Origin of the sequence: Salmonella sp. 2020_1395 (assembly GCF_043848115.1) — a bacterium.
GTDB lineage: Bacteria > Pseudomonadota > Gammaproteobacteria > Enterobacterales > Enterobacteriaceae > Salmonella > Salmonella enterica.
Genome location: NZ_JBCMFH010000005.1, coordinates 1 through 14,756, shown reverse-complemented (window position 1 = coordinate 14,756; position 14,756 = coordinate 1). Strand labels below are relative to the sequence as shown.

10 protein-coding genes and 3 pseudogenes are annotated in these 14,756 nt (G+C 44.3%); 7 read left to right on the top strand and 6 right to left on the bottom strand.

Annotated elements, in window-relative coordinates:
• Positions 1–275: 275 nt before the first annotated feature.
• Complete coding sequence (locus tag ACH0WD_RS09425) at positions 276–1,604, bottom strand: type II toxin-antitoxin system HipA family toxin (protein ID WP_001255026.1); 1,329 nt, start codon at positions 1,602–1,604, stop codon at positions 276–278.
• A gap of 4 nt (positions 1,605–1,608) precedes the next feature.
• Complete coding sequence (locus ACH0WD_RS09420) at positions 1,609–1,914, bottom strand: helix-turn-helix domain-containing protein (protein WP_001099274.1); 306 nt, start codon at positions 1,912–1,914, stop codon at positions 1,609–1,611.
• A gap of 746 nt (positions 1,915–2,660) precedes the next feature.
• Here ACH0WD_RS09420 and ACH0WD_RS09415 point away from each other — a divergent pair.
• Positions 2,661–3,131 carry a hypothetical protein gene (locus tag ACH0WD_RS09415; protein ID WP_001222753.1) on the top strand — a complete coding sequence of 157 codons (471 nt, stop codon included), beginning with the start codon at positions 2,661–2,663 and terminating at the stop codon, positions 3,129–3,131.
• A gap of 362 nt (positions 3,132–3,493) precedes the next feature.
• On the opposite strand, the gene ACH0WD_RS09410 is transcribed toward ACH0WD_RS09415, so the two are convergent.
• Positions 3,494–4,605, bottom strand: a protein-coding gene (locus tag ACH0WD_RS09410) for an IS3-like element IS1351 family transposase (RefSeq protein ID WP_100229112.1) whose coding sequence is annotated in 2 segments (ribosomal slippage) — positions 3,494–4,344 and positions 4,344–4,605 — 1,113 coding nt in all. Because the reading frame shifts where the segments join, the coding sequence is not laid out codon by codon here.
• 75 nt (positions 4,606–4,680) lie between these two features.
• On the opposite strand from ACH0WD_RS09410, the pseudogene ACH0WD_RS09405 reads away from it, so the two are divergent.
• Positions 4,681–4,901: pseudogene (locus ACH0WD_RS09405) on the top strand (conjugal transfer protein TraG); the annotation flags it as partial.
• A gap of 120 nt (positions 4,902–5,021) precedes the next feature.
• Here ACH0WD_RS09405 and ACH0WD_RS09400 read toward each other — a convergent pair.
• The 3 genes from ACH0WD_RS09400 to ACH0WD_RS09390 are packed head-to-tail and all read right to left on the bottom strand — an operon-like array spanning position 5,022 to position 9,471.
• The gene (locus ACH0WD_RS09400; protein ID WP_000121182.1) at positions 5,022–6,410 is read right to left on the bottom strand and encodes a hypothetical protein; all 1,389 of its coding nucleotides are present in this window, start codon (positions 6,408–6,410) and stop codon (positions 5,022–5,024) included.
• Entirely contained in the window at positions 6,410–8,422 is a 2,013-nt protein-coding gene (locus ACH0WD_RS09395) for an ATP-binding protein (RefSeq protein ID WP_001052203.1), read from the bottom strand. The genes ACH0WD_RS09400 and ACH0WD_RS09395 overlap by 1 nt, the downstream gene beginning before the upstream one ends.
• Positions 8,419–9,471, bottom strand: a complete 1,053-nt coding sequence (locus ACH0WD_RS09390; protein ID WP_001748006.1) for a site-specific DNA-methyltransferase — start codon at positions 9,469–9,471, stop codon at positions 8,419–8,421. Before ACH0WD_RS09390 ends, ACH0WD_RS09395 begins: the two co-directional genes overlap by 4 nt.
• A gap of 447 nt (positions 9,472–9,918) precedes the next feature.
• Here ACH0WD_RS09390 and ACH0WD_RS09385 point away from each other — a divergent pair, with 447 nt between their 5' ends.
• The 5 genes and pseudogenes from ACH0WD_RS09385 (at position 9,919) to ACH0WD_RS09365 (ending at position 14,588) form a co-directional block, all read left to right on the top strand.
• Complete coding sequence (locus ACH0WD_RS09385) at positions 9,919–10,212, top strand: hypothetical protein (RefSeq protein WP_001748007.1); 294 nt, start codon at positions 9,919–9,921, stop codon at positions 10,210–10,212.
• Between the two features lie 85 nt (positions 10,213–10,297).
• Positions 10,298–11,208, top strand: a pseudogene (locus ACH0WD_RS09380) (ArdC family protein).
• 105 nt (positions 11,209–11,313) lie between these two features.
• Positions 11,314–11,769: an NUDIX hydrolase gene (locus tag ACH0WD_RS09375; RefSeq protein ID WP_031602458.1), complete on the top strand. Its 456-nt coding sequence runs from the start codon at positions 11,314–11,316 to the stop codon at positions 11,767–11,769.
• A gap of 290 nt (positions 11,770–12,059) precedes the next feature.
• Positions 12,060–13,672, top strand: a pseudogene (mobH, locus tag ACH0WD_RS09370) (MobH family relaxase).
• Positions 13,662–14,588: a site-specific integrase gene (locus ACH0WD_RS09365; RefSeq protein WP_000142420.1), complete on the top strand. Its 927-nt coding sequence runs from the start codon at positions 13,662–13,664 to the stop codon at positions 14,586–14,588. Before mobH ends, ACH0WD_RS09365 begins: the two are co-directional and overlap by 11 nt.
• Positions 14,589–14,756 lie beyond the last annotated feature (168 nt).

Genomic DNA, 14,756 nt, shown 5'->3' with positions numbered 1-14,756 from the left:
TGCCTCACCGTGAAGACAGAAACTGTCTACCGGGATATGGTCATTCCATTTTTTTTCGCAATTCATTACGCAGTGTAAATCTCACCCCTAGCCAAACGGCAGTCAGCGTCGCAACAGGTGTGATAATTTCTTTCCATTCGAAAGCCATTCCTTTTTTCTCCTTTAGGCTCTAGAAAAGAAACAAACAAATATCACATCAAGCGATATCCCTGTAAGCACAATGAGCTATCCGTAGTGCACTTCAATTTAAAGGCTCCTGAAATTCCTCTTATGCGTTATTCCCTTCCAGCCAAACGCCTACACTGCTGCCGCATACCTTCAAAAATACACTCAGCAAGCTCAGATGGAAACGACTCTGGAAGCAACGCAGATACACGCTCAATGACTTCAGGTGTGCTGGATATAATGTCATCCATCATGGACTCAACTTGTCGTCTTCCCAATCCGTTTAATTCACCTTGATTAATCCAATGCCGTCGTTGAACTCTATAAATGTGGTAATAATTACTGCTACCGCGAACAGCCATTGCCAGTTTGCATCTTTGCCAGGAAATCTGATTATTACCATGACCAATTACCGGCCATGCTGATAAAATATCGTAAAGAGGCGTAAGGTGGTAACGACTTTGTGGCTCAATAGCGATACTGAAATTTTTGGCATGGCCGTCAGTAGCAGCCATCAACCAGAAAATAATTTGAGCCCTGAAGAACTGCTCTTTGTCCTGCTCAGCCTGATCTGAATGACTCAGTATTTCCATAATATCGGAAATACCCGGCCCACCATCAGACTGGTATTTTCGTAACGGAGAAACACCTAAAGCCTGACACATATCCTCTTGTGGCAAACGAATGATCCATTGCCGATCGCCTGACCATCTTCTGTCGAAACGCTCAACTACTAATGCCTTCTGATCCTCAAACTGCGCAATCTGTGTTTTTGCTACAGGGATCCCGTAGTGCTCAACAAGCAAAGAACACAGCCATTCATTTTCAACCGATGTACTCATATCCGCTTGCATGTTCCCAACCAACCCAAGCGGTAGTTTGAAGATATGCGTTGTTGGGGTATTACCTTCAGGTAAACACCATCGTTCTTCATGCCACAATAAAGCCGTTTTTTCCTGCGCACCGGCAATTGATAATCGCAAATCGTCAGTTTCGTCCTGCCGACCAGGCAACGATATCGCCGTAGTATTACGCAATGTAGTTGCGATATCAGCTTCAGAAAGTGGGCGATAATTTACGGAAAATAAATCTGTGGGCTCTTCATCAACATTCAGTAACTGTATTGCACCAACGCAGTCTCTTCCCAGCTCAGCCAATAGATCAAAAGGCTCAAGGCTTTCAGCCTGGTAACGCACGGCTAAACGTCTGCGTATACTTTCGCTGTCAGGCAATAAATTATCAAAATAGTCACGAACAACATTACCACGCCAAAGCTGATTACCTGGAGTGAAAGGCAAAGAAAGCGATAAAGGTCTTCCCTGTTCATCAATTATCCATTCTGGAAGGTATTGTAATAAATCCTCGCCTCTGGCCTTCTCCCAGAATCCGACCCGGATTCCATTCATCCATATTGATAAACGCTGCTGTGTTCGACGCATATCGTCACCATTTTTCCCGTCTGGCAGGTGAATCTATTTGCTGTTCTGACTCTTCCATTGTTGAAGATGACATCGAAGAAAGTATCTGTGGCCCAGAAGAGAGTACCATTTCTACACCCAGCACGGTAAATACCCTGAATAGTCGCTCCATACTGGCACTGGCTGGATTCGCTTCCAGTCGGGCATAAGTTTGCTGAGTTACTCCTAACCTTTCAGAAACTTCCTTTTGTGTCAGTCCATTAGCCTTGCGAAAGCCAATCAGCAATGGACGAATTTGATTCAAAGTTTTCAACGGATAAACAGTATTCATAAGGCATTTACCATTGTTAGAAGCGCTGATACAGTCTATAAGCTGTTTTTAAACAATACACCCTATAAGCTGTAAATGCAAAATACAGTCTATAAGCTGTTAAGTTAATAAAACACCCTATAAGCTGTAAAAAGAGGTCTCTTTATCTGATGAGTTCTCATCAGCAGCATTCTGAAACAGGAAAAGATAAAGCCAACATAGTTACCCAATCCTTAATTCAAGTTTTTCGCGCGAAAAACCTGAAGAAAAGATGTGAATTAATTCTAACGCCAGGTGCTTAGGCTAAGAGCAACAAATAAAGGAATTTATTTATCTCTACACAAAAGGCACTTTTATGTGTCCTTTGTGTAGAGATAAACAGCAAAATACGCTGTGATGCCAGTGACATCACATCAACATTTATCAATCCGACACCAATCAATAGGTAAAAGGGTGATGCCAATGGCATCACATAAACGCCTATCAATCTGCTGCCAATCAATAGGCAATAGAGTGATGCCACTGACATCAATGCTGCACCGAATTTCGCTAAAACTACCTCAGCTCATATACAAGACGACCTGTTAACCCGTTTGTCCATGCTGCGTCGAGTTCAACTGCTGCGATTTGGGCTGTACCGGTACTGGCCAATGCAGAGATTCAAGAATGGCGGAAAGCACAAGAGGTAGGCTATAAGCAGTCATGAGTCCATATACTAGCGCTAAAAATCAAGATAATTGAAAGTGCTGAATGGAGTTGTTTTTTATATGCGTATTCGATATTACAGCCGCGTCCCGTTTATCTTTCCTGCACTAGGCTTGGTCGCTGCGCTGATTTATGGTTGGGTATCACAACTGACATCCCCCTCTAGAGAAGATGATGCGGGACTAACCGAGCAGGCAAAGATTGACTGTTATACCCCATCTGTAAGCTCAACTGATTTTGCCGCATGCGCTAGTAATGTCTTGGTGAATGGTAACGCACCCAGTGCAAAAAAGGATATTCAGCAGTTGATGGCGTGGCACAATCAGCAAATCAAAGGCTATTACATGAAGGAGTGCCAAAAACAGAACCTGCAAAATATAGCTAATGGTTATGGAGATGGTGTGTGCGATGGAACCTCTCCTTTACCGCAAATGCTGGATGAGGATTTCAAGCCCGCGAAAGAAGTTAAAGATCCCAAGTTGCTGGAACAACTCAACTCAAAAAATGTGCAAAGTGACGTTGAAAAACCCTGATATGTGTAAATTTGCCTAACACTGCGCGTAATGACCTGCGGACCCTGGCCCGCGAAAATCTCTTAACCGAGATATAAGAAAACGGTTTATAGGGTATCCCAGGATCTGAGCTAAACCCCGCAACAAAAGCTGCCTCTGATAAATCAGCACAATGTTATGGGGATTAATGCCACTGAAACCACGCTAGCGCCTATCAATACCTAGCAAACAATAGGCTAAAGGGTAATGCCAGTGGCATCAAAATTTCCGCCAAACAATCTTCCCGCCTGCGTTTTCGTTTTCCTATTGCTCACACCCCCTCGCCATCACTCTGCGCGAACACCCACCCGCAACAGGAAACACATATTGTAAATAGACCCGTTTTAGTTCCATACATTTTTTGAGTTCCCGGCCAAATAATGGTGCTGTCGGTATTCCTCCGGTGTCATATTGTTCAGCGATTCATGCGGGCGTTCACAGTTATATTCTGATAACCATTTTTCCGTGATTTCACGTACTTCATTCAGCGTTCTGAACAGATAAAAATCGAGTATTTCTGTGCGATATGTCCTGTTAAAACGCTCAATGAAAGCATTTTGTGTCGGCTTACCCGGCTGGATAAACACCAGTTTTACGGCATGTTTCTCTGCCCATTCAGTCAGTGCCAGAGAGATAAATTCTGGGCCGTTATCCATGCGAAGCATGGCCGGATAGCCACGGTTTGCCGCGATCCTGTCAAGCACCCGGACCACTCGTGGGGCTGGCAGATTCAGATCTATTTCAATCGACAACGCCTCACGGTTAAAGTCATCAACGACATTGAACGTGCGAAAACGACGCCCACAGACCAGGGCATCATGCATAAAATCAACAGACCAGCTCTGGTTCAGCGCTTCCGGCGTGGCCAGTGGCGAAGGGTTACGCACCGGCAGCCGTTGTTTGCCCTTACGGCGAAAATTCAGCTTCAGCAGACAATAAATACGGTGGATCCTTTTGTGATTCCACATGTATCCCTGCCGCCGCAGAACCTGAAAAAGCTTCGGAAAACCGTATCGTGGATACCGTTCAGCTGCCGCCTGCAGTGCGGTAATAACGGGTTCGTCACGTGTGTTATCCGGACGGTAATGATAAACCGTTCTGCTCAGGTTCAGGCTCCGGCAGGCCTGACGGATACTGAGTCCGAATGCCGTTATCAGATGAGTGTCCAGCTCACGCTTAAAGGCTGGTTTTAAAGCTTTTTTTCGATAACGTCTTTCAGCGCCCGGTTCTCAAGGCTCAGGTCGGCAAACATCTGTTTGAGGCGTCGGTTCTCGTCCTCAAGATCTTTTATCTTTTTAATATCAGAAGGTTCCATGCCGCCGTATCTGGACTTCCAGTTATAGTAGGTGGCCTCAGAGATACCGGCCTCCCGGCAGACATCTTTAACGGTTCGTCCAGCTTCAACCGACTTAATCACAGTGATGATCTGATGCTCAGTAAAACGGGCTTTACGCATAGCGATCTCCTTCGCTGGCAGATTGATTATGCCGGATGATCTCTAAATGTGAATGGCACGATTATGCGGGATACTTACACCCACAGTAGCTGGAATCTGGCCGGGCTTCAGAACTCGCAGGATGATGTGATTATCAATCTGGTGATGGGATCGATGTTTCTGGTGCTGCCGACATTTTGGCTGGGGGCGATGACGTGGGCTGGAGTGAGGGTTGGGGTGGCGGTGAATGGGGCGCTGGGGGCGGAGCTAAGGTGGCGCAGGATAGTGGGGGGAAGGCTGTGGGGAGATTATTGTGAATAAACAATAGTTATAATAAATATACCTATAATCTATAGAAAAAATCATATGCACTTAGTTATTTTAACAGAGAATAAAGGTGAACATTAATTCACCTTCATACCTAAGGTTTTGTGCACTTATTCATTCATTGATTGAATAGCAAATTTTTCTAACATATTAGAAGATGGGTGATTTGCAAGAGATACTAGCTGATTAACTAACGCGATAGGGACAATAGCATTCTCATACATGTCACACTTCAGATGTTCAACAACATTAAGAATTTCATCTAAATTAGAAAATGAAGCTCTATTTAACTTTTTTATTTCCTCACTGGTTTTAATAGGTATAGTTAAAACCCAAACCCTATCCGATTTGCTACGATAAATCAATTTTCCACTGTAATAGGAAGTTGAGGCATATGGAGGAACCTTATCTAATTCCTCTTCAGTAGAAGGGCCAGGAAGTATATGTTTATAAATATAATTATTAAAAAGTGGCAGCGCTTGACCTTTTAGCAAACAAGCGCTATCTCCAGAAGAGATTTGCTCTGCGTGTTCAACAAAAGAACCTGATTTTTCTAAGCCGACTAATTTTAGCGAATGTTCATCAATATATAAATTACATAACTCCCTCATATCTTTATGCAACTTTGCCGTTTGTCCAAAAAAACCTAAAGGACCATCTTTAATGAAAAGAAATCGTTTTAAAAATGAAGGCTTCCGAGTTACAATTTCTTTTATACAATGAACAATAATTATATGCTCAATCACATTCGTCAAGTATCCTAAAATACCGCTAGCCCCTAACTCCTCATCTACAACCTCATGAAATCTTAAAATATCAATAAGATTAAATATCTCCCCACCATAAACAAAATACCCTTGACCATCTATATCAGATTTATTGACAACAACATCTTTAAATATCTCACCATTCCGTTTAGGCAAACTCCCAAATGTTATTTGATGAAGAGATGAATCACAGTCAATGCTTTTCCTTTTAAACTCATGAAATACCAACCACTTAAGTGTATCTATATATTTTTTACCGTCCCTATTCTCATTAAAAAACTCAATTATAGGTATTCTGACAGAATCAACCATTGAAAGAGAATCTAAAGACGTTGCCTTTGTAGGGATGGCAAGTTTAAATCTTGCTAGTTTTTTAAATTTTTCCATTTTTTCTGGATGGATAAAGGGATAATCTCCCAACTGTTTTAAGTCATCCAAACTAAATTCCAGTCCACCAAATTGAAAAAATGCAACCTTCGAGCTCGGATAATTTTTCCTTACAGTAACCTCAGTATAACCGCCATCAACAGCTATGATGGTCGTTACGTCTCTAGATGCACCTGTATTTATTTCAATAGAATGCTCAAGGACATCATTTTTCGACTCTTCATTGGTAGAGGGGAATTTACATCTTTTCATCAAATTTTGAACAGAAGGATCATTGATCACATGAGTATGCTGTGATTTACTAGCCCACTCAAATGGGCGGTTGCCTTTTGCATTATAGCTCATCACATACCCTTATTTGCTAAAAAACGATCAATTTGGACTGGAACAATAAAAGGATTTGTATAAGTTTTCATCCTAACAAAACCTTTATCATTGGTTGCAGAAAAATTAACTAATGAATGTGTGAAATCTTTAAAATCATAATATTTCTCAAGCTCTTTTGTTTCATCAATATTATTTAGATGTGCAATAAACCAGTTTTGTGTATTCTTTAATATATTCGAGCTAATAGAACTAACCTCTTGAGTAGCATATATCATCCCTAAATGTAGCTTAGCTCCTTCTTTAGCAATTCTGTTATATATCTGACTAAGATCTTTATCATCTTTTTTAGGAAATAAGTTATGTGCCTCTTCAAAATAAAATTGGATAAAATTATTTGGAAGGTTATTGATAAAGCGATCCATAGAGATGTTAAATGTGGAACGACAAATTTTCTCAGAGAATAATCGCTGAACTACCGGTTCCCCCTGTGACAAGTCAACAATAACAATTTTTCCTTGTTGTAGCAGACGAGGAATTTCTATTTCAAACGATTCATCCATACTCGTAGTGTGTAAATTATGCAATTGTTTTACACGAATCTTCTTATAACCACTTACTTGATTTTTTTTACCCGGTAATTTGTAAGTCGTTAAAAATACCATCATTGATTTTAAATCATCATTTGCCCATTCATATCCTTTCTTATTTATATAATCTTTGAAAAACTTCAGCTCATCATACTGTTCCCATACTCTTTCAAACCATGTACAAGCCTCTTCAAGGGTTAATCCTTGTTTAGGATCCAAAACTCTACCCTCTAGGATTTCACCATTAATTTCTGCCGCCCCAGTAAATCTAATTTTTTCACCATTTGGCGCTTTGAAACCAGCTCTGTACAAACAACATTTATAGGCAGCAATTAATCTATTATATCTTGTCCATTCTGAACCATTCAGATTTGTGCTTTCAGGTTTTTCAAAACTAACAGCAATAAAGTTGTTAACATAGTCGCCCCCTAAAGACTGCTCTTGAAAGTAACTAGATATAAGACTAAAACCACTTTCAATGTCTTTAAAGAAATTAACTTTCATCACTTTAAAATCATCTTTCTCTAATACACTATATCTATAAACTTTTTCTTTATATAGATCATATATAGCCGTTCCAGAATCCTGTCTATTTGCATTTGCATACTCACCATTCACATCAAATATAATCTGCCCTACGGGGAATGTTGGACTTCCAGAAGATGTAAACTCAGATGTTTCAGGAGAAGCTGAATCCAATAGTATTAAAGCTTTTCTTGAAATTTCCTCTGTTGCTTCTATCACTTTCTTTACAGTATTCGACTTACCAGTACGGGTCATCCCAAACATAGCAGACCTTTTTCCTAAAAAATCTTTAGGATTTACCCATACATTAACATTTTCCTCTTGAGATTGATGTCTACGGCTAGATGAATATCTTACACTACCAATTTTAAATTCAGAGTCCTGACCAACTAAACCGCCATCATCTCGTTGATTTACTATAAATTCAAGAACATCTCTATTGGCTTTGTATACAGTGTAATTATTAGCTGCATAAAAGTTCTCAAGGTCAGCACCAAATTCTATATTCCCTTTCTGTGTTCTATAAAATACTCCAAGAACCCTACATTCTAAACCTGAAAAACTAAATTCGTAACGTGTAAATTCATCTAACTTCCCGCCTTTCAAACTACCAGCTCGCCCTGATATATCTAAGTTATCCTTGTAATACTCTATCATTGATGATATTACATCATTATCAGTAGGGAGTTTTGTCTGAGAAAGTGCTCTAAGCAATACAGCCTCTTCAACACCGTCTTCACCATCGTAAAATGCAAGTAGAAAACAACCGGCTGGTATCCCTTTAACCTGTGCTTTCCAGGCATCACAAACTAACAGCCTAGCAATATCATAAGATAAATAGAACGGTCGACCAACAAACTGTTCCTTATTTCTACCTTCTTTTAATAAATCTGTTGATAAAGCCGCATTTAAATTCATATTATTTCCTTTTTCAATTCAGGGTCTTCAAATCTGACTTTTGATTGTTCTGCGTATTTCTCATCCGCTTCTATTGCTAACCATCTTCTTTTTTTTAATTCTGCACAAAATCCTGTTGTATTACTACCACCGAAAGGATCAAATATAAGATCATTTTCATCTGTTAGAAAATCGATAAAGAAATTAACTATACCTTTATTCATTCGTGCTGGATGAGGTTTAATACCCATTTCCTTGCATTTTCTAATAAAAAAATCATTAGATGATACATTTGAAAAAGACATTACATTATGCGGCAATCGAACATCTCGATATTCATCTATAGGCTCAAGTTCAAAAAAATTGTGGGATATGCTTCCACCATGATCCTTTAGGAAACCTTTTTCACTAATTTTGTGTTCAGATGGCCGCATTCCAGCATTGTAAGTTTGGCGCTCTAATAGTTTTCGCATACTTTTACTATAAGGCCGTAAGACTTTTTTATTGTCTGCTTTCGGATAATCAGTCTTAGCAAGCCACCAAACATGGGTATAGCTATCAACAGTACGCAACCTATTAACTGTGACCCATTGAGCAGGAGATGGCAATTTTGCGGGGTTATAGCAAATAAACTCCTGAATTAATCTGAGTTCAGAATTCTTCTGTTTTGTCATTTCAAACAAACATTCTAAGTGCAAAGTTGATTGCACAGGCCTCTCCGGTTCCCAAGCGTTACCTATCTCAATGACAAGTGAACCATCATCAGCAAGGAGTTGATTAAATATAGGTGTCAGTTTTTTAAACCATTCGCGGTATGCTTCGCCTATCTCATTTCCATATTTTTTCTTATTATTCAATGGGAAAGGTGGTGATGTAACGATAAGGTTTACTTTCCCTACGTATTTACTGATGTCCTCGTCATTAAGGACATCAAGAGAGTCCCCAAGATAAAGCTTTCCAAGTTCTGTTTTATAGTAGAGATTCATATGGTATTGAATACCTTGTAAATTTATCAAGTTTTCTAAAATCCAAATCTGTGTTTCCTCAGCTGCTTTCAGCCCAGGTAACACAGAGTCTCAAAGGGACAGAGATTCTTAAGTTCGCACGAGAAATCTATCCCTTACAAAATTCTTTTGCTGTTAAATGTTTCAGGTTTTCAGCGTATTTGAGCATTTGTAGACACAATTCTACCGTATAGCGCATCTGAGTGTACATTCTAAGACGTCAATCATAATCTGTTACAGTAGTAACAATATATTCAACAAAACCAGATAGTTCACTTTACTCACGAGCAAATTACCCTATTGCTCAATAACCAAAGTTGTGCATAATTCAAACTGATTTGTCCGCAACCAGAGCCTTCAGGTTGCCACCTTCCCGGTGAGGCTCGCCTTTTCGTCCGCTCCGTATCATCCTCGCGGACAGCGCTCAGCGCCTGATACATCCTCTACCCCACCATGCAGGGAATCCCTCCCTGCCGGGCGGTGTTTCTCTGCTTTCATCACTGGAGAAATACTATGCCTACTTCATCTTGCCCCGAAGCAAAATCCTTATCGTTGTCTGTCTCACCTGAAGCATGGGAAAAGGTAGTCAGTTTTCCCCCCGATCCCTCTCAGGAGGATGACCGTCTCGAAAACCTGATTGTCGCCACCATGCTGACATTCAAAAGCGCAGGCCCGGACCGTAAGAGCATTAATTTCGGTCTGTACTGTTTGCCTTCTGACGGCAGCAGCAATGTACCGCTGATGACGCCGCTGCGCTTAACCCTTGAAGATAACCACCTGTTGGTTACTGCCCTTCATACCTGCTGATTGCCTCAGCATCCTTCACTCCCCGTGCCGGGCGACTCCCGACCGGGAGCGCTGTACCCGGCTTCTTTATCATGAGGTTACGCTTATGAACAGAAGCAACGATCTTTACCAGAAAGTCACCGATGAAATTATCGCCGCGCTGGAGAAAGGCGTGATCCCCTGGGTTCGCCCATGGCGGGAAGGGGAACCGGTGGTGCCGATGAATGCCTTATCCGGGCGGTTGTATCACGGCATCAATATTCCTCTGCTCTGGAACAGCGCTGAGCGACAGGGATATGAGAGCGATCGCTGGCTGACCTTCACTCAGATTCGCAATGCGGGCGGTAACATTCGTAAAGGCAAAAAATCCACACTGCCGTGTTCTATCTGCCCCAGCAGCGCGAGGTAGTGGACAGCAACGGGAACACGGTTCTTGATGCCGACGGCAACCCTAATGTGACGTCTTACGCTGTAGTACGCGAATTCCGGCTGTTCAATACTCAGCAATGTGAAGGACTGCTGGAAGCGTTTTCACAGCCTGTCGTGATGGTCGATGATCCCATCGCCGCCGCTGAGCAGGTTGCCCGGCAAAGCGCGGTGACGATCACTCACCGACGACAGAACCGGGCGTATTACTCGCCAGGACGCGACTGCATCATCATGCCGCATCCTGAGCAGTTCACTTCGCGTGAGGATTATTACGGCACACTACTACATGAACTGACGCACGCGACCGGACACGCTTCGCGGTTGAACCGGGACGGCATCACTGCTGGAAACCATACCTTTGGCGATCCGACGTACAGTTTTGAGGAACTCATCGCCGAAATGGGATCTGCATTTCTCTGCGCCCATGTCGGCATTCAGGCGAAACTACAGCATGACAGCTACATCGCATCGTGGCTGAAGGTATTGCAGCAGGACAAAAAAGCGATTTTCCGCGCCAGCGGGTTAGCGCGTAATGCCTGCGAGTATCTGCTTGAACGGGCGCAGCAACCGTTAGCGCTGAGCGCATAACTTCATCATGCCGACAGCATGTTCACTCTGTCTGTCGGCACTTTCCTGGCTGTTAAATGCTAACATCTCAACCCTATTTTATTGATAACGATAGCGAGACCTTCAGTGAGAACACGCCCTTCATCACGATTACTGATTATTGATCCTTTAAACCGGATCCTGCTTTTCCGGTTCACTCACAATTCTGACGCACTGGCTGGCAGATCTTACTGGGCCACACCCGGAGGCGGTGTCGAAGATGGTGAATCCTTTGAACAAGCAGCGATAAGAGAACTTCGTGAGGAAACAGGAATTATGCGCCAGGATATCGGCCCCTCTGTCGCAGAACGTACATTTCAGATGCTGTTACCCAGCGGCGAAACAGTTCTGGCTCAGGAACGCTTTTTTATTGTGCATATTAACGATGAAGAGATCAGCACCGAAGCATGGAGCGATCATGAACGGCTCGTCATCAATGACTATCACTGGTGGACGCCTGACGATCTGGAAAAAACAACTGACGTTATTTTTCCTGAAAATATATCCGCGCTCCTCTCCGAGTCTGAAAAGACCCACCGCTAACTGATATTCACCAACAGGTACCTGAACTACACACAAAATAAATTTGCGCGATCCAATAAACAATTTCGCCCCAAATCTGACGGCACCAAAAGGCAAAATCCAAAGGGTTAAGGGGAAGAGAGTGAAGGGGGAACGGGCTTACCCGAAAAAGGGGCTTCCCTTCGTCTTTCGAGTTGCAGGTGCGTTGGCTTTCCTCGCTCACCCCAGTCACTTACTTATGTAAGCTCCTGGGGATTCACTGCGTCGCCGCCTTCCTGCGCCTCAAAATCCATTGGGAATAAAGGGCCATTATGCGGATATGGCTGACGCGCAAAAAGCAAAACACCACACCATCCACTGGCGAACCAGATGCCACGGAGGGATGGCTGCATCCTGAATCCGTACAAACATTACTGGCAGTCCCGTCGCGCCAGCAGCTTATCCAGTTTATTCGCCAGAGCACCGCGCTTCCCGCCTCACTGTTTGAACGCTTCTGGCTGATACCAATCCACCGCTTCGCAGAACTGGCGCAGTTGTTCCCGGCCTCGGAAAACCATCACCACGCCCACGCAGGCGGTTTGCTCGACCACAGCCTCGAAGCTGCCTGTTATGCCGCACGGCTGCGGCAGAATTATCTTTTTCCGTCTGATGCAGCACCGGAAGATCAGGCTGCTCAGTCCGAACGCTGGACGACGGTCATCATTTACGCTGCGTTGCTGCACGATCTGGGCAAACTCATCACCGATATCGAAGTGGAAAATATTAGCGGGAAACACTGGTTTCCATGGCATGGCCCGCTAACCCAGCCTTATCGGTTCCGCTATCTGCCGCAACGTGATTACCTGCGCCATCCGGCTGCGGCAGCTCTTCTGCTTATCCAACTTCTCCCCCCGGAAAGCCTCGACTGGCTCGCCGCCGACGCTGCTGCGTTATCCACCCTGCTGCACTGCCTTAACGGACAATATCAGTATGCCGGGCTTGCCGGGGAGCTGGTACAGAAAGCCGACCGGGCGTCGGTGGCATTTAATCTCGGCGGCGATCCGGTTAAAGCTATTCATCGCCCGCAAACCTCGCTGCCGCAGCAAATTATCACCGCCCTGCACGACCTGCTGGCGCATGAGTTCCGGCTCAACAACCCAGACGGCGGCTCTGACGGCTGGCTGACGGAAGAGGCGCTATGGCTGGTCAGTAAGAACGCTGCCGATGCCGTGCGTGGCTGGCTACTGCGCCAGGGCATTGATGCCATACCGCAACATAACGTGCGGCTGTTCGACGAGATGCAGGCTCACCAGCTACTTATCCCCTGCGAGGATAAAGCCATCTGGTATTGCCGGATTGAGGCTAACGGCGGCTGGAGTAGTGAACTGACGTTGCTGCGCTTTTCCCCTTTGCTAATTTGGGAAGATCCACAACAGCGGCCCGCAACCTTTAGTGGAACCGTCACACCGATAGCGGAGGTCCAGAATGCGACAAAAACAGTGATTGCACCGAACTGCGTAGTTGAACAACCATCCCCGAACATGACGATACCCTACTTTCAGGCGAAGCTTTCTGGCAGTGGCTGGTTCGTAATGTTCAGGCTCAACATCTGGAAGTCAATGAACCTAACGCCCGGATCCATACCGTAGCCGGGTCGGTGTTTCTGGTGACACCCGGTATTTTCAAACTCTGGCTTAGCGCCTGCGGTCAGAATGTCCCTGAAGAATACTGGCGGGAGGTACAGAAGAAGTTCCAGAACCTGAATCTTCACCGAAAACAAAAAAACGGCCTCAACATCTGGCACTGCGCCGTTGTCGGCCCACGCCGTTGTTCATGTCTGAAGGGATATCTACTTGACGATCCCACGCCGCTTTTTGGAGATGACGTTCCCTTTAATAGCCCTCATCTCTTGCTCAATGAAGGAAGTCACTCAAATGACCTTTGAACAGATCCTGGAAGAGTATTTTTTTGCCCGCTTATTGCGACCTGACACCCAGAGCTGTTATCGCACGGCAGTAAACCAGTTCACTCACTGGCGCAACGTGTTACCCGCCGAAGTGACGTCGCATATGGTGCTGGAGTGGCGTCATTACCTTCTAAATGTGCGCTGTATCAAGCCGGTGAGCTGGAATCACTATATGCGCCATATGCGGGCCTTATATAACTTCGCGATTGAACAAGGGCTGCTGGAGCAGTTTATCAATCCGTTCCAGAAAACATCACTGCGGGAATCTCGTAGGAAAAAGAAAACCCTGACCCGCGAGCAAATCCTCGCATCCCGCAAAGTGCTGAACCAATTTATCGAACGGGAGAAAATGCAGCGCGGCTATCGTTCGCCTTTATATCCGGCATGGTTTTGGCTGACCGTGGTTGAAACCTTCAACTATACCGCGATCCGGCTGAATCAGCTTATTCACCTGCGGGTCAGGGATATCGATCTGGTCCATGACACGCTATTTATTCAGAGCGAAGGCAGCAAAAGCCATGATGAACATATCGTTCCCATCGCCTCCCGGCTGCGGCCCTATCTGGAACATCTGCTTGAAGAAGCGAAAACAAAGGGAATGCGGGCTGACGATCAGTTGTTCAACATCAATCGTTTCAGTCGGCGGACGCTGCGCCAGGGTAAACCAATGACGGAAAATCAGGTCAGTTATTTCTTTGCCAAACTCAGCGATGCCTGCCACAGCCGTTTTTCATCACATCGCTACCGTCATACCGTTGCCACAGAATTGATGCAGAAACCGGAGCAAAATCTGTATGTCACGCAGAAACTACTCGGCCACCGCGATATTAAGGTGACGCTCAGCTATATTGAGCACAATGTCGAGATGCTCAGAAGTTGCGTGGAGAGAGATTGACAAAACAGGGAGTGAGTGAAAAGATCCGGCACGAGGCTTTATTGACTAGTCCTGATATAGGTTGACAGTTTTTTGTCTGTAAAACGCCTGATGAACATCATCGGGCGTTTTGTATTTCAGGGCCAGGTGTGGCCGTTCATGGTTATAAATTGCCACGGACTCTTTTAC

Bases quoted from the DNA above. Each gene is read 5' to 3' on its own strand.
- ACH0WD_RS09425 (WP_001255026.1), bottom strand. From the start codon at position 1,604: ATGCGTCGAACACAGCAGCGTTTATCAATATGGATGAATGGAATCCGG.
- ACH0WD_RS09420 (WP_001099274.1), bottom strand. From the start codon at position 1,914: ATGAATACTGTTTATCCGTTGAAAACTTTGAATCAAATTCGTCCATTG.
- ACH0WD_RS09415 (WP_001222753.1), top strand. From the start codon at position 2,661: ATGCGTATTCGATATTACAGCCGCGTCCCGTTTATCTTTCCTGCACTA.
- ACH0WD_RS09400 (WP_000121182.1), bottom strand. From the start codon at position 6,410: ATGAGCTATAATGCAAAAGGCAACCGCCCATTTGAGTGGGCTAGTAAA.
- ACH0WD_RS09395 (WP_001052203.1), bottom strand. From the start codon at position 8,422: ATGAATTTAAATGCGGCTTTATCAACAGATTTATTAAAAGAAGGTAGA.
- ACH0WD_RS09385 (WP_001748007.1), top strand. From the start codon at position 9,919: ATGCCTACTTCATCTTGCCCCGAAGCAAAATCCTTATCGTTGTCTGTC.
- ACH0WD_RS09365 (WP_000142420.1), top strand. From the start codon at position 13,662: ATGACCTTTGAACAGATCCTGGAAGAGTATTTTTTTGCCCGCTTATTG.